The organism is Bacillus sp. FSL W8-1127 (assembly GCF_038006725.1).
Classification (GTDB): domain Bacteria; phylum Bacillota; class Bacilli; order Bacillales; family DSM-4216; genus Bacillus_O; species Bacillus_O smithii.
In genome coordinates this window covers 1,967,509-1,988,935 of sequence record NZ_JBBOVU010000001.1, presented here as the reverse complement: position 1 = coordinate 1,988,935, position 21,427 = coordinate 1,967,509, and the positions used below count along the sequence as shown (strand labels likewise).

Here is a 21,427-nt window from a genome sequence, read left to right as displayed (position 1 = left end):
TTTAATATATCTATTTTACGCCTTAAATCGAGTTTTTAAATGAGAAAAATTTTCTTTTTTTGAAGCTTGTCAAGAAGTGTTACAAAATAGTGAACTTGAAAAATAAATGAACAATTTTGGCGTACTTTATATTATATTGATATTGTAAATAATATTTATTGTCGTCTCTTGGGATGTTCTTCAGACGTAAAATTGACAATTTCATAATTTGGGAGGAGTTGAGACACACATGATTCAAAAATGGCTGAAATGGCTGAAAGTCCTTCCAGCGGCGATTTTTGCTGTGATGACGCTGGCCGGTTGTGAAAACTATGTAGTTCTCCAGCCGAAAGGACCTGTAGCCAAAACAGAGTATGACTTGATTGTATTTACTTCTTTAGTCTGCTTAGGAATTATCCTTGTTGTCTTTGCGTTGCTTTTCTACATTATATGGCGTTACCGCGACAAACCGGATAACAAAGCACCTTATCAACCGGAATGGGACGACAACAAAACGCTAGAAATAGTTTGGTGGTCTATTCCAATTGTGATCTGTTTGATTTTAGGTTACAGCACCTACAAAACAACATTTGCACTGGCAAAGGGTACTGATTTACACGATTCTAATAAGCAGCCAGTGACGATTCAAGCTACGTCATTGGATTGGAAATGGCTGTTTACTTATCCAGACGACAAAGTGGCCTCTGTCAATGAAGTCGTGATTCCTGCCGGAGTCCCTGTCAAATTTGAACTGACAAGCGATGCACCGATGAATTCTTTCTGGGTCCCGTCGCTTGGAGGACAGATCTACACGATGCCGGGAATGTCAATGGGACTATATTTAAAGGCAGACAAACCGGGCGTTTATTATGGTTCCGGAGCGAACTTTTCCGGTGAAGGATTTGCTCATATGAAGTTTAAAGTAATTGCAAAACCGGAAAATGAATATAAACAATGGGTAGCTCAAGTGAAAAAATCATCCCCGGCTTTAACGGAAAAAGGTTATGAAACACTTTCAAAACCGGGATTGACGGATAAAGCTTTTTATTCTTCTTACCCGAACGGTTTATTCGAAAAAATTGTGAAGAAAAATGGCGGAGATTTCTACAAAATGCACCATATGGATACTTATAAAACACACCCGGATTTTGGAAAAGATTCCGAGAAGGATGAAAATGGTGGCTCCGACATGAATATGGATATGTCTCATTAACCATTGATGACTTTTCGATGATTCTGATCGCCTTTTAGAAGGAAAAGGAGGAAACGATATGTGGGAGAAAATCAAAGATTTCTCTTCCGGGTTCTTCGTAACGGGAGAACCGATGATATACGGGGCAGACGTTGCGATCGTATTAGTGTCATTGGCCATCGTTTATGTGCTGACCCGTTATAAAAAATGGGGTTGGCTTTGGCGTGAATGGCTGACAACTGTAGATCATAAAAAAATTGGGATCATGTATATTATCGCTTCCCTCTTAATGCTTTTCCGAGGAGGAGTCGATGCTTTATTAATGCGTACGCAGTTGGCGATGCCAGGTCTGCATTTTCTTGATTCAAACCACTATAATGAAATTTTCACGACGCACGGAACGATTATGATTTTATTTATGGCGATGCCGTTGATGTTCGGATTGTTTAACATCGCCGTTCCGTTACAAATCGGTGCTCGTGATGTTGCGTATCCGTTTTTAAATGCAGTAAGCTTTTGGATGTTTTTCTTTGGAGCACTGCTGTTCAACTTATCGTTTGTTATCGGAGGTTCGCCGAACGCCGGTTGGCTAAGTTATCCTCCACTTTCTGAAATTCCTTACAGCAGCGGTCCAGGTCAAAACTTCTATGTTTGGGGTATCAATATTTCAGGTATCGGAAGTACAGCAACTGGAATTAACTTCTTAGTCACTATTTTGAAAATGAGAGCAAAAGGCATGAAGCTTATGAAAATGCCGCTCTTTACTTGGTCGGTGCTTGCTTCTTGTATTTTAATTATTTTCTCGTTCCCGGTATTTACGGCTACGCTGGCCATGTTGTATATTGACCGCTTCCTTGGCGGACATTTCTTTACGATGACCGGTGCTGGAAACCCGATGATGTATATCAACCTCATTTGGATGTGGGGACACCCTGAAGTTTATATCGTTGTGTTGCCGGCATTTGGTATTTTCTCAGAAGTGGTTGCAACTTTCACCAAAAAGAAAATTTTTGGATATAAATCAATGGTCTTTTCATTAATTCTGATCAGCGTCATTTCTTATTTCACATGGGCTCACCACTTCTTTACAATGGGTGCAGGGGCCGATGTAAATACGTTCTTTGCTATTGCGACGATGGCGATTGCCATACCGACAGGGGTTAAAATATTTAACTGGCTGTTTACGATGTATAAAGGTCGCATCGAGTTTAGCCAACCAATGTTGTGGACAATCGGCTTTATCGTGTGCTTCGTTATTGGTGGAGCCACTGGGGTTATGCTATCCATTGCTCCAGCTGATTACCAATACCATAACAGCTACTTCTTAATTGCCCACTTCCACAACACGTTGATCGGTGGAGTTGTGTTCGGTTATTTAGCTGGACTGATTTATTGGTGGCCGAAGATGTTCGGTTTTAAATTGAATGACCGCTTAGGCAAATGGGCCTTCTGGTTCTGGAATATCGGATTCTATGTATGTTTCTTGCCGCAATATGCACTTGGATTTATGGGAATGACCCGTCGTCTTTACACATACGGCTGGGACCGCGGCTGGGCATCTTTAAACTTCGTTTCGACCATCGGTGCATTCTTGATGGGTATCGGATTTATTTTCCAAGCCGTGCAAATTATTTACAGCATCAAACATGGCGAAAAAGATACAACTGGAGATCCATGGAACGGACGTACGTTGGAATGGTCAATTCCTTCACCGGCTCCGCATTATAATTTCGCAGTCGTTCCATATGCACCTGAACAAGATGCATGGTGGGAAATGAAGAAAAAAATGCAGGATCCGGATTACAAAAAAGAAAAAGTAGAATTAGAACCGATTCACATGCCAAAAAATACTGGAATTCCGTTTATAATGTCTTTCTTCTGGTTTATAGCCGGCTTTGGATTTACCTTTGAATGGGTTTGGATGATCGTTGTCGGCTTAATTGGAGTAGCCGCTACGATGTTCGCACGTTCCTTCCAATACGATGATGATTACTATATACCGGTCGAAGAAATTAAAGAAACGGAATCCGCCATGGGGAGGGTGGTATGATGTCCGCGATTACATCCCAACATGATCATCATGTGGAAGAGCTGGAATCCATGAAAGTAATGGGATTCTGGATCTTCCTCGTGACGGACTGTTTAATTTTCGGTACGTTGTTTGCAACGTATGCCGTATTAGTTAACCATATAGCCAATGGTCCAAGCGGAAAAGAAATATTTGAACTTTCCGGAGTAACATGGGAAACGTTCATTCTATTAACAAGCAGTTTTACAAGCGGTTTGGCCATGCTTGCCATGCATAAAGGAAATAAGAAACAAATCATTAACTGGCTGATTGTCACTATTTTGTTAGGAATGTCTTTCGTCGGATTGGAAGTGCGGGAATTTGCTCATATGGTAGATGAAGGGGCAAGCATTTCTACGAGTGCATTTTTAACTGCCTTTTTCACATTAGTCGGTACACATGGATTGCACGTATCCTTAGGGATCTTGTGGATGATAGGATTGATCATTCAACTTTTCCAACGCGGTTTGAATGTGAAAACGAAACGGAAACTGACGGTGATCGGTCTTTATTGGCACTTTCTTGATGTCGTTTGGATCTTCATTTTCACGATTGTGTATTTAATGGGGGTGATGTAACATGGAAAATCACGGCTCACTCAAATCTTATGTGACAGGGTTTATTTTATCGATTATCTTAACCATCATCCCGTTGTTATTAGTGACGAATCATGCATTCAGCAAAGGGGCGCTTGTCGCCGCTATCATTACGATGGCTGTTCTGCAATTTGTCATCCAGTTAGTTTTCTTTATGCATATCCGCGATTCTGAGAAACCGCGATATAATGTTTTTGCACTTGCGCTGGGCATTGTTTTTGTCATTACCATTGTAATAGGTTCTATATGGATTATGACATTTAACAGTGTCGTACAATAAAAATAGAACGTAAAAAAAGGGTCTAGTCCTCCAACAACCTGCCATTATTTCAAGTGGATAATGATGGTTTGGAGGGCTGGACCCTATTTTGTTGGCGATGGACAGCTTATCTACTAGTCATGAATAGCTGTAACACTTTTCTTTAAAGATTCTCATCATCTGTTTTATTTTCAATTTTTTTGTGATAAACTTCAACTGGATTGTTACTTTAGCAGGATCGAATTTGATGGATATGAGGAGAGAGATATGAAAGAGAATGGCCATTCCACATTGGAAATTATTGAAGTATGTTTACTGGCGGGAAAAATTATGCTAAGAAGCGGAGCTGAAACGTATCGTGTAGAAGATACGATGTCTCGCATCGCTGCTTCATGTGGAATTCAAAACGCCCATTGTTTTGTTGCGCCAACAGCCATTATTTTTTCCATGGATGGAATGGAACCGACCAAACTTGTCCGTATTTCGGAGCGTTCAACGGATCTCCATAAAATAGCTTTAGTGAACAATGTATCAAGAAACATAAGTGCCGGGAAATTAACGATTCGAGAAGCTTATGCACTATTAAAAGAAATGGATCAAAACGACTTTACATTTCCTCTATGGGAACAAATTCTGGCGGCTGCGATTTCAAGTGGCTGCTTTTTAATCATGTTTCAAGGAAAATGGAACGATTTTCTAGCTGCTTGCATTGCCGGTGCCGTCGGGTTTTTGTTTCTTGTGTACGTTCATCGATTTATTCAAATCAAGTTTTTTGCCGAATTTTTAGCGTCTCTCATGATTGGTCTCAGTTCTGCTTTTTTTGTCAAAATAGGAATTGGACACCAATTGGATAAGATCATTATTGGTTCGGTGATGCCGCTTGTTCCCGGATTAGCCATTACCAATGCATTGAGAGATTTAATGGCAGGACACCTTGTTTCAGGATTATCAAGGGGAGCGGAAGCCTTTTTAACAGCGTTTGCGATCGGAACCGGAATAGCGGTTGTGTTTACGTTTTTATAAAAATACATACCAAAGACAAAGGCTCGAAGATTTTAACGAGAAGAAGTGGCTTCATAAATAAGGGGGAAAAGAGATGCTGGAGCAAATGGTTACGAGTTTTATTGCCTCCGCCGGTTTTGGAATTATATTCAATGCGCCTAAAAGCTCCTTGTTTCAGTGCGGCTTGGTAGGGATGATCGGCTGGATTATTTACTTTTGGTTAGTAGAAATGCAGTATGATAGCGTGTTTGCTTCTTGTGTCGCATCCATATTTGTCGGGGTGATCAGCTACATTTGTGCCAAAATGTATAAAACACCGGTCATTATTTTCACTGTCGGAGGAATCATCCCTTTAGTACCGGGAGGGCTGGCCTATGATGCGATGAGGCATTTCGTGCAGAATGACTATAATATCGCTCTCCAATTGGCGGCAAAAGTCTTTTTGATTTCAGGTGCCATCGCCATGGGTCTCGTATTTGCGGAAGTTGTCAACCTGATTATTCGGAAATTCCTTAGTGTTAAGCAAAAAGCAAGATGGCGTGTTTTATACAATAAGGACACGAATATCGAAAGCTGAAAGCTATAGAATGAAAAATTTCCGTAAAAAGAAAACCGTGAATGTAAGATTTTGCTATTTTATTGTTCCATCTGGAGCGTTGGACAAATGTCCCTCCTTTTTTTACTTGATCTAATGAATGGCGGATTTATAATGAAAATTCTTTTTTTACTTTTTTCAATGAGGTCCATCATTTCCGGATCATCATATATCGACCCATAAAGTCTTGATTTCATTTATTCACGTCTTTTACGAGACGTGATTTTTTTATATCCTTTAAGTCAATTTGAATATTCGAACCATTTTCCTCTTTAAAAGACTTACAAAGTAATCCTCCATCGGTCAATCCATACAAATGCTTTCAATGTCTTATACAATTTGTTGCTGACAAATTGAATTTTCCGTCCAAATCTAACTAAAATGGCAAAGCGTATGACTGATAAAACCAAAATTTTTGCATGAGTTGATAAAGCGAAGATTCCATTCATATAAATGAATGACAGGCATAAACCATGCAAAATAGAAAAGAGCCCTTAAGATCAGCGGAGATGGATGAGTAGGTCTTTAAAAAACAGCAATAGCCGTTTTACTTTCATTATCTTTGATGAATTTCAAGCAAATACGTCCGTTTGTATACTACGTGCCATTCCGTGAAGAAGGGCATATGCAGAGTTTCAATAAGAAAGGGGCGGGAAGATGGCAAACATACAGCTTTCAGGCGAAAAAGTCATCAACTATATTAACGGAGAATGGACTTCTTCAAAGAAAGCGAAATTTGTAACTATCGTCAATCCGGCTGACGGTCAACCGATCGGTGAAGTATTGCAGTCTTCAAAAGAAGATGTGGATTTGGCTGTCCAAGCGGCGAAACAAGCCCAAAAAAAATGGTCACGTGTACCGGCTCCGCAACGAGCGCAATATTTGTATCGGGTTGGCGAGTTGTTGAAAGAACGAAAAGAAAAGCTGGCTAGCATCCTCACCCAAGAAATGGGAAAAGTCATTGAGGAAGCTCGCGGTGAGGTCCAAGAAGGAATCGATATGGCCTTTTATATGGCAGGAGAAGGAAGAAGATTGTTTGGGCAAACCACGCCATCCGAATTAAATGATAAGTTTGCCATGAGCATCCGTGTTCCGATTGGTGTCGTTGGAATTATCACTCCTTGGAATTTCCCCATTGCCATTGCTACGTGGAAATCGTTCCCTGCCATTGTTGCCGGAAATACGGTCATTTGGAAGCCGGCTACGGAAACGCCGATAATGGCAAGAGAATTGGTGAAAATCTTGGATGAAGCAGGTTTGCCAAAAGGAGTGATGAATCTTGTTTGCGGTTCTGGTTCCGAAGTCGGAACTGCCCTCGTGGAACATCCTGATATCGATGTCATTTCATTTACAGGTTCCAATGAAGTAGGACGGACGATAGCGGAAAAAGGCGGAAAACTTTTAAAACGAGTTTCGCTTGAAATGGGCGGAAAAAATGCGGTGATTGTCATGGAAGATGCCGATTTATCGCTGGCAGTGGAAGGAATCATATGGAGCGCCTTCGGTACGAGCGGACAAAGGTGTACAGCGTGCAGCCGGGTGATCGTACATGAAAACGTAAAAGCCGAACTGGAAAAACGTCTGCTTCAAGAAATGAAAAAACTGACGATCGGAAATGGATTAAACGAAGACGTCAAAATAGGGCCTGTTATTAACAAAAGTGCATTAAAGAAAATACATGAGTTTGTAGAAATGGGTCAAAAGGAAGGGGCCGACTTGCTTGCGGGAGGTTATATCGTTAAAGAAAAAAATCTCGACGGCGGAAATTATTATGCCCCTACTTTATTTACGAATGTTCGGCCTGATATGAGAATTGCTCAAGAGGAAATTTTTGGACCGGTGCTTTCCATCATTCCTGTTCGAAGTTTTGAAGAAGCGGTGGAAGTGAATAATAGCGTTGCTTATGGATTATCCAGTTCCATTTATACACGAAATGTCAACCGAGTGTTTGCCGCTCAGCGAGACTTAGATACGGGCATTGTGTACATTAATGCCGGAACGACCGGTGCGGAAATTCATCTGCCATTCGGCGGCACAAAAGGCACCGGCAATGGTCATCGCGATTCCGGTGTGGCAGCATTGGATGTGTTTACGGAATGGAAAAGTGTGTATGTCGATTTTAGCGGAAAATTACAGCGAGCTCAAATCGATGTGGAATCATGATATCGCTTGAAGTGAATTAGGGTGGGAAAAGAACGTTTGTCGTTTCCATTTTTATAAACTGTTCTACCAGTTTTTGAATTATACAAAATGTGAAAAACCTCATTGCAAACCTTTTGGGCCAAGAACTCTACAATTTACGTACCGTAAAACTTTGTAGCAGCTGCAGAGGCAAATTCCATGCTGACAGTTTTTGCACACTTTAAGATAAATACCATTCGCAAGTAATCGGGTGAAATCCGGGTCGAATTTTCAAAAGATCGAAAATGGCAATAAGCATAAAAGAGAGGCGGGAAATGATGAAAAAAGTTGGATCGATTATATTCGTTTTCCTTCTGGCGATTGGATTAACGGCATGTGGCCAAACCTCGGAAAAGTCGGGAAATGGCGGAACCAAAGAAAGGACGGTTATGTTTGCGACAGAACCTGCTATTGCTCCATTCTCATTTAAAGAAAATGGCCAGTTAAAAGGTTTTGATATTGAGATTGTTCAAGAAATTGCGAAAGAGAAGCATTACAAAGTGAAATGGAGAGAAATGAAATTTGACGGTTTGATCACGTCACTGCAGTCCAAGCAAGTGGATGGCGGAGTGGCAGCCATTACAATACGCGACGACCGAAAGAAAGTAATCGATTTTACCGAACCATATTACCAATCTGGACTGGTCTTAGTGACGAAAAAAGAAAGCGCCATCAAATCATTGAAAGATTTAAAAGGAAAAATGATCGTTGCGAAACAAGGTTCTTCCGGTTTGGAAAAAGCCAATGAGCTGAAAGCGAAGTATGGAGCCAATGTCAAAATATTAGAAGATGAACCAACTCTTTATATGGATGTAGAAAAAGGTCGTGCAGATGCGTTAGTGAACGATTTGCCGTTTGTTATGTCTAAAATTCATTCAGGAACGGCTTCCCAACTCAAGATCGTAGGCAAAAAACTAACGACAGAGGATTACGGCATTGCGATTGCTAAAGATGAACCACAACTTTTAAAAGACTTTAACGACGGGTTGGCGGAATTGAAGAAAAACGGAAAATACGATCAATTATATGAAAAATACTTTGGAACCAAGCCGAAATAAAGCAAGGGTGCACTCGCAGCACCCTTTTTCAAATCAATGATGAAAATCTGTATCTTTTAATTTAGAGTTCAAAGATGGAGAAGAGCGTGGCGATAGCTGAAGGAGGGAATAAGATGAATGGATTTTTACTTGTCATGGATCAGATGCCGCTTTTATTGAAAGGAGCATGGAAAACCATTGAACTAGCGATATTTTCGCTTTTCTTTGCGGCCATTATCGGTCTCGTGTTCGGATTGTTCCGAGTCTCTCGGTCAAAACTATTGCGGGCCATTACCAAATTTTATGTCAGCTTAATCAGGGGAACTCCCCTTTACGTCCAGCTCATTTTCTTTTATTTTGGCGTTTTTCCATTGATTATAAAAGGATCGATTGAACCTACAACGGCCGGTATTTTTGTTTTGAGCATAAATGCGGGGGCGTATTTGGTGGAAATTTTCCGCGGCGGGATAGAATCTATTGACCGTGGACAAATGGAAGCAGGGAGAGCTTCGGGATTGAGTTATTGGCAGACGATGAGGCATGTAATTCTTCCGCAAGCAGTGAAACGGATGATCCCCGCCTTCTTGAATCAATTTATCATCAGCTTAAAAGATACTTCTTTGTTTGCGACTATAGGAGTGGCGGAATTAACGTATACAGCTCAAACGATTTATTCGATTAATTTTAAAGCGTTCCAGTTTTTGACGGCGATCGCAGTTATGTATTGGATCATCATCACCCTTTTAACGTGGATGGCCACTTTTTTGGAAAAAAGATGGGTGTCAGAATAATCTTAGAACTTTTTTATCATAAAACTTAGTGTGCTGTTAGGATTGTTTTTCCATTCAATTTGAATGAATGTGTAAATTTTTTTCACTCAATGCCTTACAGAAACAGGCTCCTGGCAATCTCACAAGTTGAAAAATCTGAATTTAGATTTGATACGGTTTTTTGAAAATACGGCCATTGTTCCCTAAAAGAAAGGAAAACAATGGCGCTCTTTATATTTTCCACGAAAGTCCGCCGTTATACTTTATTCCTTATCTATTAAAAGTTTTTCCTTCCCCAGGCGGCCCCCCATTTGTTCCATAACCCAATTACAAGCATTGAAATTTCCTGATGAATAAATGATGCAAAATCTTTCAATCTGCGTTATTCTTGGAGTGGGACATTAAGATAATCAGATAGTAGAGATAATAGTTTGTCGTGGCAGAGAAGAATAGTGAAAGAGAAGGAGAGAAAAATGGTGAAAGCGATATTAACCGTAATCGGAAAAGATAACATTGGTATTATTGCGGGGGTTAGCCAGCAATTAGCCGATTTGAAAATTAATATATTAGATGTCAGTCAAACGATTATGAACGGTTATTTTACAATGATGATGATGCTTGATCTATCCAAAGCATCGGAAAGTTTTGAAACGATCAAGAAAGCGCTGGCTGAAAAAGGCGTAGAATTGAATGTACAAATCAAAATCCAGCATGAAGATATTTTTAACTCAATGCATAGTTTATAAGTTGGGGGTTTACGATGGAAACAAATAAAATATTAGAAACCATCCGCATGATTGAAGAAGAAAAGCTTGATATTCGCACCATTACAATGGGAATTTCTTTACTGGATTGTATTGATGCGGATGGGAAGAAAGCACGTGAAAAAATTTATGATAAAATTACGCGGAAAGCGGAACATTTAGTCAAGGTAGGTCAGGAAATCGAGACCGAATACGGGATTCCGATCATCCATAAACGAATAGCGGTGACACCGATTTCTTTAATTGCCGGAGCAACAGATGAAAAAGATTATGTGGCTTTTGCGAAAACACTCGATGAAGCGTCAAAGGCTGTAGGTGTTAATTTTGTTGGTGGTTTTTCGGCGCTGGTTCAAAAAGGTTACCATAAAGGGGATCACATTTTGATTCAATCCATCCCCGAGGCTTTAGCCACCACGGAAAGAGTATGTTCTTCTGTAAACGTTGGTTCAACACGGACAGGCATTAATATGGACGCTGTTAAAGAAATGGGAGAAGTCATAAAGAAAACGGCGGAATTAACAGCCGATGAACATGGCTTAGGCTGTGCGAAATTGGTTGTGTTTGCGAATGCTGTAGAAGATAATCCGTTTATGGCAGGAGCGTTCCACGGTGTCGGCGAAGCGGACTGTGTCATCAATGTCGGCGTCAGCGGACCCGGAGTGGTAAAACGGGCATTGGAAAAGGTAAAAGGAGAAAGCTTTGATGTTGTCGCGGAAACTGTGAAAAAGACGGCGTTTAAAATCACACGCATGGGCCAGCTCGTCGGCCAAGAAGCGTCCAAACGTTTAGGCGTGCCGTTCGGAATTGTTGATCTGTCTTTGGCTCCTACTCCGGCGATAGGAGATTCGGTTGCCCACATCTTGGAAGAAATGGGTCTGGAATCAGTGGGAACGCATGGTACGACTGCGGCACTTGCCCTTTTAAATGATGCCGTCAAAAAAGGTGGGGTCATGGCTTGCGGTCATGTAGGGGGACTAAGCGGAGCGTTTATTCCGGTGTCAGAAGATGCTGGTATGATCGACGCCGTGAACAGAGGTTCTTTGAACTTGGAAAAATTAGAAGCAATGACCGCTATTTGCTCGGTTGGTCTTGATATGATTGCCGTCCCTGGAGATACTCCTGCTGAAACGATCTCTGCCATGATCGCCGATGAAGCAGCGATTGGGGTAATTAACAACAAAACGACGGCGGTAAGGGTGATACCGGCACCAGGTAAAGCGGTTGGCGAAATGGTCGAGTTCGGAGGTCTGCTCGGGCGCGCACCGGTTATGGCCGTCAATTCTTATTCCTCCGCTGATTTCATCGCCCGCGGCGGTCACATTCCGGCACCGATCCATTCATTTAAAAATTAAATGAATCAATACAAACTATATTCTTTTTGAAGAAATCGTTTGTTTCTTTCTGGTCTCATGATTGGATAACTAGTGAGTAAAACATTCCGGTCAATGGGACCGTTTTTCCGCTTCCATGATCTACTATAAATGATGGAAGCGGATTTTTTTAACTAAATTAGGGGATCTTAACATGGATGAAAGTCAACCCGCTGTCTTGATACAATGTACACAAAAAATAAACGAATTTCTGATCTTGAAATTCAAAGGTGCAAGCCATTAATAAAAAACCCCGTATCCACTAGAGTGACTTACAGCTAATCGTGTATAGATGAATTTTAAAACAGCCAAGCAGCTTAGATGTTTCATTAAATCGGGCTTAAGTTCAACATAAAAACATTATGTTAACTCGGAATAAGGGATCTACAACCGATTCGATATTGAACTACCGCTTAACTCTTTTCTTTTTCTTACTGTCGAAAAAAGCTCTCCTAATGGAGGACGAACGATTTGGATCATGATATAATTAGGCTACAATCTGGCATTTGCACTGCCTTACAATGATGAATGAGGTGAAAAGATGAATTCTCACGAGATTGATTATGAATTGCATGGCGATGATATGCAATGTGTTGAAATTGAGCTGGATCCGCAAGAAAGTGTGGTCGCGGAAGCAGGCGGTATGATGATGATGGAAGACGGCATCGAGATGGAAACGGTATTTGGAGACGGCACCGAACAAAAAAGCGGATTATTCGGCAAATTAGTGGGTGCCGGCAGACGTTTGCTTACGGGTGAGAGCCTGTTTATGACCGTTTTTACCAACCAATCATCCGATAAAAGGAGAGTTTCTTTCGCTGCTCCCTATCCTGGAAAAATTATTCCTCTTGATTTAACTCAATTCAACGGCAAAGTCATTTGTCAAAAGGATGCTTTTTTATGCGCGGCTAAAGGTGTATCCATTGGCATTGAATTTCAAAGAAAACTTGGTACCGGCTTTTTCGGTGGAGAAGGATTTATCATGCAGAAACTGGAAGGCGATGGGCTTGCCTTTCTCCATGCCGGAGGAACGATTATCAAAAAAGATCTTTCTCCCGGAGAATTGTTGCGCGTGGATACAGGCTGTTTAGTCGCTTTAACTCAAGATGTCGACTATAATATCGAATATGTCGGAAAAGTGAAAACCGCTTTCTTTGGCGGTGAAGGTCTCTTCTTTGCCACCCTTCGTGGACCGGGAACGGTTTGGGTGCAAACATTGCCATTTAGCCGATTGGCAGACCGAGTTCTAGCCAATGCTCCTAGCCATGGCGGAGATTCGACCGGTGAGGGAAGCATACTTGGCGGACTTGGACGACTGCTGGATGGAGACGATTAATCACCTCTTTTTGAAAGAATTCTAATCACTCGTTTACCCACCCGTAATGGGTGGGCTTTTATTTTATGAGGATCAACTTGTTTTCGTTTATAAAAAAATCTTTTTTGTTTAAATTGAGCATTTTGCATATTTTTTGACCCAAGAGCCATAAGGATTTCAAAGACACAAAAAAGGACTTCACCCCTAAAATGTAGAATTTTTGAAGTGACGAAACCACAAAAATTCAAAAGGAGGAAGTCACTTTGTATATTCTACAAGAAAGCCTATTTTCCTTTGAAGAACTGCAAAAATTAGAGTCAAAAGAGAAATTACCTATCTTTTTTAGCTCGCTTGATTTACGCCCTTATGCTAAACAGTTGAGAAGTTCTTCACCCCGAGGGGCTGACGGTCATTCCAGAGAAGGGATTCTAAGGGCTCTCATCGCTGCCCCACTCGAAGGCATCGACACCTTTACCGCCCTTCATCATCGATTGGATAAAGACCTTCGTTTCCGTTATCAATGCGGTTTATCGATTGATCGCCCCGCACCGTCTATCTCCACTCTCAGCCGGGTTTTTGCGGCACTTATCAAAAAAAAGCTGGCTGAAAAGATCTTCCTTGACTTGGTACAGTTAGCTCAGGAGGAAGGAATAATTGACGGCAGCCACCAGGCCATCGACAGTGCCGCCATTGATGCCTATGAAAAGAAACAGCCCAAAAAGCGTAGTGAACAAACGGGTAATGCCAATTGGGGCGCAAAATATGATTCCTTCGGCAATAAAATTACCTGGTTTGGCTATAAGATGCATCTTTCAGTCGATACCGCAAGCGAACTGCCAATGGCCATAAAAGTAACCCCTGCCCATGTGAACGATGGAGAAGTCGCACCAGAATTAATAGAGCAAGTGGCAGAGCGTACCAAATCCAAAATTGAATTTCTGATCATGGATGGCGGATATGACCAACTAAAAAACTATGAATCAGCCAAAAACATTGGAGCGCAAGCCATTATCCCGCTCAATTTGCGCAACGAAAAAGAGCCTCCTGAAGGGATTTCTTCCAATGGAACTCCGCGTTGTTCCATGGGTTATGAAATGACTTATTGGGGAGCTGATAAGGACCAGCTCAAGTTCAGATGTCCTCACGCAACCGGCAAAGTGGATTGCCCATTAGGAATGGCAGCCTGTTCATCTTCCAACTATGGAATGGTGGTAAAAGTCGACATCAAAAAGGATGTGCGCCGATATTCCAATCCGCACCGTGATACAAAACGTTGGAAAGAGCTTTACAACGAGAGGACAAGTGTAGAACGCTGTAATTCAAGAATGAAAAGCTACCTTACGGCGAACTCCCTACATGTATGGGGAATTGAAAAAGTAAAGACCCATATTTACCTGAACGCTATTGTATTACTTGTTTCAGCGCTAGCGATGGCAAAGGAAAATAAAGGGAAGAAAGCCGCTTAAAAAAATTCAATGTGAAAAATTCTGTAGGTATGCCCGAAAACAAGATTATTGTAATATTTTGTAAAATAACATGCTGGTAGCTATTTGTCGAGTGCTTTATTTTTTATACTTTTATCCAAAAAATCTAATTTTGCAAAATACTCAAATTAAAAAACTTTCTGCGAATTTGATATATGGTTCTTTCGGATAAGAATTATATAATCCGATGGAGAGGCGTACGGGATCTCCGAAAAAGAATCGTTCAAACTGAGTTTGCCGTGAGCCGAATGCACTCATGCATAAATCCCAAGCTAATCGGAATACCTTCACTCGATCTTCCGCTGAGGAATTGGCTCCTTGGAGATATTGGTCTAAAAATTTCCGGATAGACGACTCGAAATCTTTTTCGGTCGGAAGTGCGATCAATCCACTGCCGCTCAATAATTGAAGAATTTCCACCAGTCTAGGATAAACGCGTGGATAATAATGAATAGCGGCTTGCAGCGGCTTTACATCCGGTACCAATGTTCCCCATTGATTCAACTTCGCATTTTCCCGTGAGGATATTTGGAGTCCTTTCATAATTTCAAGAGCCGTGATGATTTCGCTCACTTTCTCTTTCACATGCTGAAACTCCCCTATTTGAATGGATTCGATAATCAGTTCGGCAAGACCAAGAATAAATTCCGTTTTAACAATCATTCGAGTGACTGCTTGATAAAGAAGGAGAGTGTGAAAATTCGTATCTTCAAGCATTTGAAAAGCGATTTGCAAATCTTTATATAAAAATACCCTTTCCCAAGGAACCAAGACATCATCGAACACCACAAGAGAGTCCATTTCTTCAAATCGGGAACTTAATGGACAATCGAACCGAGAATCGCCGCCTGTGAATGATTGGCGGCAAATAAATCTTAATCCAGGTGTATTGGAGGGAATGGAAAAGGCATAAATAAAAGATTCATCGACGAAATTGCCCCCTGATGGAAGAACAAGAATTTCGTCCGTTATACCGCCTTGAGTAGCCAGTAATCGCGCTCCCTTGATGATCAGACCATCGCTTGTTTCTTTTACCACTTTCGCCGCAATGATGTTCTCATCTGAGTCTTCAAAGTAAGCAACAGAACGATTGACTTGTGGATTGATGAATGTATGCGTAAAAGACAAATCATTCTTGCATGCGGTTTGATAAAGATTTTTTATGTTCTTCCCAAACATAGACTCGTTTTTGCCGAATAAGTCGCTGGCCGATGCCAAAGCCATAATGCCGGTATTGACGTAATCGGGCATTCTCCCCATAAGGCCGGCATTCGTTTTTGACCAAATTCTTGTAGCCGCCTCTCTTTTTTTTAAATCTTCAATGGTCTTTGGCTGATGAAAGGAAAACCCGATTTTATCCGTGGAGTCTTGCGGCTGGACCGTCAATAAATTGGTCAAGTCAGGATCATGTTGAAGATCGTAAAGAGCTGCTTTACTTTGCAGCACTCCTTTAAAAGCGGGATGCTCGGTGATTTTCCCTTTTACCCGTTCCCCATGAATCCATACTTCATTATTTAATGCATCAATTCGTTTGAGATATTCATCACCTGTAATCACCATTTTCCTACACACCTTTGTCGTAAACTATATTCATATCTTATGCAGACAGCTTTATGACTTGTGAAAAACGAAGGGAGGATTATTTCTGAAGGATCGAGGAATAGGACAAGCGGAGTCTATCATCGACATTTGACGACGGGGCTTATAACGTCGTCTAATTCCATTCAAAAGGAAAAGAACGAGGAATAAAAAAGCAAAAGTGGAGTTTATTTTATGAAGGAAAGTCGTATCCCCATTTCTTTTACAGAACCTTTTCATTTGTCGTCGACCTTATAAAGCGCAGAAACCCCGGGGATCGACGACATTTTTCAAATGTAAGAAAAAGAGAGCAAATGAACGAAACAGAAAGTAAATCAGAGAAATTTTGATCTCTTTTCCAATGGAAAAAAGTTGTTTCCCAAAAAGCCAGTTTGTTAAAATTTCTTTAAATTTAATCATTTTTGGGGTTTAGATCTTACCTATAAGGAATTGAAACAAGAAGAGATTAGCAAAAATGAAACAGCCAAGACAGAGTTTAGATCTTACCTATAAGGAATTGAAACCAAGGCGAGATATTTCCTTGGCGCAAATGATGCTGGTTTAGATCTTACCTATAAGGAATTGAAACCTAAAAACAACAAAAATGTTCCCATTTTTGCTTTCTGTGTTTAGATCTTACCTGTAAGGAATTGAAACCGGATTTCTCCCTTGTTACGCAATATGCCATGATCGGTTTAGATCTTACCTATTAGGAATAGAAACTTTCCATAAGCATCTTCGCCTGTAATTAAGATTGGCAGTTTAGAAATTACCTATGAGGAATCGAAATCGCTTCCACCATCTCTTCTCCCAGTCATAAATATTTGTTTAGATCTTACCTATAAGGATTGAGATAGACGCAAAGAATTCGATAGGATGGTTTATCTATGGTATTGAATTTTTCAGACGTTTTCTGTGAACGTTTTTATTAAATTGGATAGGGAGGATGTTGTCGATATGGAGCGAGTAATGTTGAACGGTTCACAATCGAAACATTCTATTAATCATTTATAAACGTTCGCCGCAAATTGAAAATTTTTATTTCTAATCCTTGATTTTGGGAATTTCGCTGCTATATGGGTATAATGTGGACAGTAGAATTTTTACGGTACATTCTGCGGTGCCATTATATCCAAACAGAAAGGGCAGATTGTCGATGAGTTTACTGGATGAGAAAAAATTCACAGAAATTAGAAGCCGATTGGAAAAAAAGGTAGTGACATTGCCGGACGGTACAACGATTCCTTGCTTAGGGCAAGGAACATGGTATATGGGGGAAAAGCCGAAGAGAAAAGCTGAAGAAATAAAGGCTTTGCAGCTCGGAATTGAATTAGGCATGAAACTGATTGACACAGCTGAAATGTACGGAAATGGCGATTCTGAACGTTTAGTCGGTGAAGCCATTAAAGGACGCAGAGACGATGTTTTTTTAGTTTCGAAAGTATATCCTCACAATTCGGGGATGGACAAAATTAAAATAGCTTGCGAAAACAGTTTAAAGCGTCTGGGGACAGATCATTTAGACTTATATCTTTTACACTGGCGCGGACGTGTTCCTTTAGAAGAAACGATTGAAGGAATGGAAAGATTGCGGAAAGAGGGGAAAATTTTAAGGTGGGGAGTTTCCAATTTTGATACGGATGATATGGAAGAGTTATGGAATACCCCTAATGGATCGAATTGTTCGACCAACCAAGTGTTATACCATTTAGGTTCCAGAGGAATCGATTTTGATCTCTTGCCGTGGCAGCGAGTACATCACATGCCGATCATGGCATACAGCCCCCTGGCTCAAGGAGGTTCTTTAAGAAAACAATTGTTAACGGATCCTACTATTCGTGAAATTGCAAATAAATATAAAGTGAAACCGCTGCAAATTGCACTGGCTTGGACGATTCGTACAAATGACGTGATTGCCATTCCGAAGGCTGTGCAGGAACAGCATGTGATCGAAAATGCAGAAGCGGCAACGATTGAATTAACCAAGGAAGACCTAGATAAATTGGATAAGGTGTTTCCGAAACCAACTAAAAAAATGCCTTTGGATATTATTTAAAAGAACTCATTGTGGAGTTCTTTTTTGTGGAAAAATTCGCTTTCGCATCTTATGTTGCATGATGAAAATCCGCGAATTCTGAAAAAGAAAATATTAGTCGTATATCGGCCCATCGAATGTTGAAAGAAAATAAAATTTAAAAAGTTCTCGATCTCATTGTATTTTTTGTCGTCGACCTCCAATAGCGTTTACTTCCCGGGAGATCGACGACAATTTGATTCGAGAAGAAAATCGAAGAAAAGAAAAAGATTGATAAACTTTTACTGTAACTTTAAAATGGAATTAACAAAAAATTCACGATTATGAAAATGTTGCTGCATCAACGTTTTTTGGGGTTTTTATCTTAACTTGAGGAATTGAAACGACGCGCACACAACCACGAAAGACCTTTTGCACCGGTTTTTATCTTAACTTGAGGAATTGAAACTCGATCGGACTGGAATTAAATGTTGATCCGACAGAAAGTTTTTATCTTAACTTGAGGAATTGAAACAATTGAACAGAGTATTCGCTAATTGTATCTAATAACTTGTTTTTATCTTAACTTGAGGAATTGAAACTGACAAATTGGAAGATGCCATAAAAGCAAGAAAACAGTTTTTATCTTAACTTGAGGAATTGAAACTATGAAATACTTGTCAGCGCGCGCAGATAACCCATCATGTTTTTATCTTAACTATGAGGAATTGAAACCTCAGATACTTTATGAAATATACAAACGACACAGACGTTTTTATCTTAACTATGAGGAATTGATTTAAGAGAGACGAGTTTCTTAAACACTTTGATAGATAAGTTTGTGACATGTTTGCTTTGTTCAATGGAGCTATATAGTTTTTGTGTGTTCTCTGATTCATTATTCATATTCAGTAAAAAAGTGCAAATACATAAATTGTATAAAGCTAATAACAATTCAGATGTTACTATTTGAATCAGAAATTCCTTTTAAAGGAGTTTTTTAGAATACACGAATGCAAAAGATTCAAATAAATGTGACAGTTTTGCGTTGTTACACTATCCTTGACACCTCGTGCGGTGTTGTCAATAGCCGTTTTTGTAACTAATTACAGATGGCTTGATCGAACGTTTGCTTCAGTTATTATCGATTAATTGACCGGCTTTTTCAAAGCCTAATAATTTTATTCCATTGACGACCAGGTATGGCCTTTTCGGGGATGGCATCTTACCTGTCAGGAATAAGGAAAGGATCGTTCGTCATACAAGCAATAGGGATGGTAGTAAAAAAGGGATTATTTTGAAATAAAAGTTATATCTGTTTTGGTTTATAAAGGCAGAGACGAATTTATTTTTCGAAAGAAGGGTTACTATGCGATTAACGGTGGCGATGAAACCAAAGTATCATGATATCCTGTTGCCATTACATTATCAGTATTTGCTTCAAGGGCTGCTGTATCAATCTTTAAAAGATAAAACGTTCGCAACGTTTTTACACGAAATCGGATTTCAAAAAGGAAAACGATCATATAAATTATTTACTTTTAGCCGACTTTTTGGCCAGCATAAAATTCAATTGAATTCAAAAACGATATTGTTCGATGATGAAATATCGTGGCATATTTCGACTATATTGCCTGAATTGACGCAACAGTTGGGAGAATACTTTTTATTGCAGAATGAAGTACATTTAGGCGATCAATGTCTGGAGATACAAAGTATACAATTAACGGATGATGAAGTAGCAAGTTCGGAAGTAGAAATAGAGATGCTTTCCCCTTTAACAGTCTACAGCACCTATGAAACGGTGGATGGCAAGCGGAAAACTCAGTTCTTTGATCCATATGACGAAGTGTTTTCTCATTTAGTTGAGGTGAATTTTCGCAACAAGTATGAAGCTTATTACGGAGAACCGCCAAGAGAGCGGTTGTTGATCGAACCATTGCATGTCACTCAAAAACATAAAGTCGTTACGACTTTTAAAAACTACTATATTACTGCCTGGCTGGGGAAATTTCGCTTACAGTCATCTCCAAAAAATTTAACCTTCTTATTACAAACGGGGATAGGCGGAAAAAATTCTCAAGGGTTTGGGATGTTTCGAGTCGTGCAAGAATTGTAAAGATGAATTTGTCGTCGACCCACAATCGTGCAAAAACCCCTAGGGATCGACGACAAAATGTGTTTATAGTACAACTATGTAAAAATGCAGAAAATATCAGTGGTAAGAGAAAATGGATAAAATTATTCTTTTACGATAAAATGAAAAACAACAAACTCTATATTTATGTTATCCCTTGATTTATCAACTATTTTTGGGGTTTGTATCTTAACTATGAGGAATTGAAACTATCGCCGGAACTTTGCGTCGATTTGCTTTTGCGAAGTTTGTATCTTAACTATGAGGAATTGAAACTCGTATGTCCTTGCGACACCGACAACGGAAGAGGTGTTTGTATCTTAACTTTGAGGAATTGAAACAAGTACAGCTCTCCAATTTCACCAGGAGCAACCGGCGTTTGTATCTTAACTATAAGGAATTGAAACTACAGACATCGGTCCGATGGAATTATGAGAACATTGGGAATGTGGTAGCCATTAACAACAAAACTTTAATTGTGCACGGGGCTGTTTTCTCAACGATTGATGTTTTTATCTGGATTTATAAAATGATGATATATTTGCGGACGATAATATGAATAGCATTAATATCAGGAATGTGGTCTTTCAACTTATTTGTTTTGGATTATTGGTGTTATTCGTTCTGTTCATCGTGTGGCTTTTCCGTTCAGATAAAAAACGCATCCGACAACTCAATCGAATTGAAAAGAAAATCGAAGAGATGGATGTACAAATTAAGAAAGGTTATAACGGACGGCAACAGTGACCGTTTTACTAAATATTGCTTTTGAACTTGAAAACGATGTACGAGAAATTAGTAACAAATCGGATGCAGAAAATGCCTTTGTATTTTCAATATTAAATACAACTCGCTTGGTAAGATTGAATTTATATGGGGGCGTTTGTGAGTAGCTAATTGTAGTATTTAACATCAGAAACTTTGCATTAGAAGTTTTGTAAACACAGCGCTTTATATTGAATTTGGGCCCAGTTTTGTGGCTTTTTTAAAAGATGTAACAAACCAAATGCTGAAAACAACAAAGAAATGACTAGATAAAGCGAAAGTAAAATTTCATACCTTTTTTGAACTTTTCATTTCTCACTT

16 protein-coding genes and 1 CRISPR repeat array are annotated in these 21,427 nt (G+C 39.9%); of the genes, 15 read left to right on the top strand and 1 reads right to left on the bottom strand.

Translation table 11 applies throughout. The annotated features are described in order from the left end of the window. The first annotated feature begins 229 nt into the window (after nt 1–229). The 13 genes from coxB (at nt 230) to NST12_RS09285 (ending at nt 14,594) form a co-directional block, all read left to right on the top strand. A complete protein-coding gene (gene coxB / locus NST12_RS09345) occupies nt 230–1,192 on the top strand; it encodes a cytochrome c oxidase subunit II (protein WP_048623493.1) in 963 nt (320 codons plus the stop codon). 58 nt (nt 1,193–1,250) lie between these two features. Then, nucleotides 1,251–3,221 (top strand): cbb3-type cytochrome c oxidase subunit I, encoded by a 1,971-nt coding sequence (locus NST12_RS09340; protein ID WP_341029796.1) that lies wholly within the window; start codon nt 1,251–1,253, stop codon nt 3,219–3,221. After that, a complete protein-coding gene (gene cyoC / locus NST12_RS09335; protein WP_048623491.1) occupies nt 3,221–3,817 on the top strand; it encodes a cytochrome o ubiquinol oxidase subunit III in 597 nt (198 codons plus the stop codon). Before NST12_RS09340 ends, cyoC begins: the two co-directional genes overlap by 1 nt. A 1-nt stretch (nt 3,818) precedes the next feature. After that, nucleotides 3,819–4,115: a cytochrome o ubiquinol oxidase subunit IV gene (gene cyoD / locus NST12_RS09330; protein WP_341101051.1), complete on the top strand. Its 297-nt coding sequence runs from the start codon at nt 3,819–3,821 to the stop codon at nt 4,113–4,115. 246 nt (nt 4,116–4,361) lie between these two features. Continuing rightward, nucleotides 4,362–5,117 carry a threonine/serine exporter family protein gene (locus tag NST12_RS09325; protein ID WP_048623490.1) on the top strand — a complete coding sequence of 252 codons (756 nt, stop codon included), beginning with the start codon at nt 4,362–4,364 and terminating at the stop codon, nt 5,115–5,117. A gap of 73 nt (nt 5,118–5,190) precedes the next feature. Continuing rightward, nucleotides 5,191–5,673, top strand: coding sequence for a threonine/serine exporter family protein (locus NST12_RS09320; protein WP_004439974.1), 483 nt, complete (start codon nt 5,191–5,193; stop codon nt 5,671–5,673). A gap of 675 nt (nt 5,674–6,348) precedes the next feature. Continuing rightward, nucleotides 6,349–7,854, top strand: a complete 1,506-nt coding sequence (locus NST12_RS09315) for an aldehyde dehydrogenase family protein (RefSeq protein ID WP_341029789.1) — start codon at nt 6,349–6,351, stop codon at nt 7,852–7,854. 296 nt (nt 7,855–8,150) lie between these two features. Continuing rightward, on the top strand, nt 8,151–8,930 hold the full coding sequence (locus NST12_RS09310) for a transporter substrate-binding domain-containing protein (protein WP_004439968.1): 780 nt from the start codon (nt 8,151–8,153) through the stop codon (nt 8,928–8,930). 113 nt (nt 8,931–9,043) lie between these two features. Then, nucleotides 9,044–9,700 (top strand): amino acid ABC transporter permease, encoded by a 657-nt coding sequence (locus NST12_RS09305; RefSeq protein ID WP_004439960.1) that lies wholly within the window; start codon nt 9,044–9,046, stop codon nt 9,698–9,700. Between the two features lie 455 nt (nt 9,701–10,155). Beyond that, entirely contained in the window at nt 10,156–10,425 is a 270-nt protein-coding gene (locus tag NST12_RS09300) for an ACT domain-containing protein (protein WP_040342136.1), read from the top strand. A 14-nt stretch (nt 10,426–10,439) separates the two neighbouring features. Beyond that, on the top strand, nt 10,440–11,795 hold the full coding sequence (locus NST12_RS09295) for a PFL family protein (RefSeq protein WP_048623486.1): 1,356 nt from the start codon (nt 10,440–10,442) through the stop codon (nt 11,793–11,795). Nucleotides 11,796–12,354: 559 nt separating this feature from the next. After that, nucleotides 12,355–13,149, top strand: a complete 795-nt coding sequence (locus NST12_RS09290) for a TIGR00266 family protein (RefSeq protein WP_048623485.1) — start codon at nt 12,355–12,357, stop codon at nt 13,147–13,149. A gap of 242 nt (nt 13,150–13,391) precedes the next feature. Next, nucleotides 13,392–14,594: a transposase gene (locus tag NST12_RS09285; protein ID WP_048623400.1), complete on the top strand. Its 1,203-nt coding sequence runs from the start codon at nt 13,392–13,394 to the stop codon at nt 14,592–14,594. 141 nt (nt 14,595–14,735) lie between these two features. Here NST12_RS09285 and hpaB read toward each other — a convergent pair whose 3' ends face one another. Further along, complete coding sequence (hpaB, locus tag NST12_RS09280; protein ID WP_048623484.1) at nt 14,736–16,172, bottom strand: 4-hydroxyphenylacetate 3-monooxygenase, oxygenase component; 1,437 nt, start codon at nt 16,170–16,172, stop codon at nt 14,736–14,738. Nucleotides 16,173–17,346: 1,174 nt separating this feature from the next. Here hpaB and NST12_RS09275 point away from each other — a divergent pair. Both NST12_RS09275 and cas6 read left to right on the top strand, forming a co-directional pair. Then, nucleotides 17,347–18,246: an aldo/keto reductase gene (locus NST12_RS09275; protein WP_341029783.1), complete on the top strand. Its 900-nt coding sequence runs from the start codon at nt 17,347–17,349 to the stop codon at nt 18,244–18,246. A gap of 334 nt (nt 18,247–18,580) precedes the next feature. Continuing rightward, nucleotides 18,581–18,871: a CRISPR direct-repeat array (repeat unit 29 nt; unit sequence GTTTTTATCTTAACTTGAGGAATTGAAAC). A gap of 702 nt (nt 18,872–19,573) precedes the next feature. Next, on the top strand, nt 19,574–20,323 hold the full coding sequence (cas6, locus tag NST12_RS09270) for a CRISPR-associated endoribonuclease Cas6 (protein ID WP_341029781.1): 750 nt from the start codon (nt 19,574–19,576) through the stop codon (nt 20,321–20,323). Nucleotides 20,324–21,427 lie beyond the last annotated feature (1,104 nt).

What these genes read in the sequence shown, in the direction of transcription:
- NST12_RS09290 (WP_048623485.1), top strand. Translation starts at nt 12,355, where the DNA reads ATGAATTCTCACGAGATTGATTATGAATTGCATGGCGATGATATGCAA.
- cyoD (WP_341101051.1), top strand. Translation starts at nt 3,819, where the DNA reads ATGGAAAATCACGGCTCACTCAAATCTTATGTGACAGGGTTTATTTTA.
- cas6 (WP_341029781.1), top strand. Translation starts at nt 19,574, where the DNA reads ATGCGATTAACGGTGGCGATGAAACCAAAGTATCATGATATCCTGTTG.
- hpaB (WP_048623484.1), bottom strand. Translation starts at nt 16,172, where the DNA reads ATGGTGATTACAGGTGATGAATATCTCAAACGAATTGATGCATTAAAT.
- NST12_RS09340 (WP_341029796.1), top strand. Translation starts at nt 1,251, where the DNA reads ATGTGGGAGAAAATCAAAGATTTCTCTTCCGGGTTCTTCGTAACGGGA.
- NST12_RS09320 (WP_004439974.1), top strand. Translation starts at nt 5,191, where the DNA reads ATGCTGGAGCAAATGGTTACGAGTTTTATTGCCTCCGCCGGTTTTGGA.
- NST12_RS09315 (WP_341029789.1), top strand. Translation starts at nt 6,349, where the DNA reads ATGGCAAACATACAGCTTTCAGGCGAAAAAGTCATCAACTATATTAAC.
- cyoC (WP_048623491.1), top strand. Translation starts at nt 3,221, where the DNA reads ATGTCCGCGATTACATCCCAACATGATCATCATGTGGAAGAGCTGGAA.
- coxB (WP_048623493.1), top strand. Translation starts at nt 230, where the DNA reads ATGATTCAAAAATGGCTGAAATGGCTGAAAGTCCTTCCAGCGGCGATT.
- NST12_RS09325 (WP_048623490.1), top strand. Translation starts at nt 4,362, where the DNA reads ATGAAAGAGAATGGCCATTCCACATTGGAAATTATTGAAGTATGTTTA.
- NST12_RS09305 (WP_004439960.1), top strand. Translation starts at nt 9,044, where the DNA reads ATGAATGGATTTTTACTTGTCATGGATCAGATGCCGCTTTTATTGAAA.
- NST12_RS09275 (WP_341029783.1), top strand. Translation starts at nt 17,347, where the DNA reads ATGAGTTTACTGGATGAGAAAAAATTCACAGAAATTAGAAGCCGATTG.
- NST12_RS09310 (WP_004439968.1), top strand. Translation starts at nt 8,151, where the DNA reads ATGAAAAAAGTTGGATCGATTATATTCGTTTTCCTTCTGGCGATTGGA.
- NST12_RS09295 (WP_048623486.1), top strand. Translation starts at nt 10,440, where the DNA reads ATGGAAACAAATAAAATATTAGAAACCATCCGCATGATTGAAGAAGAA.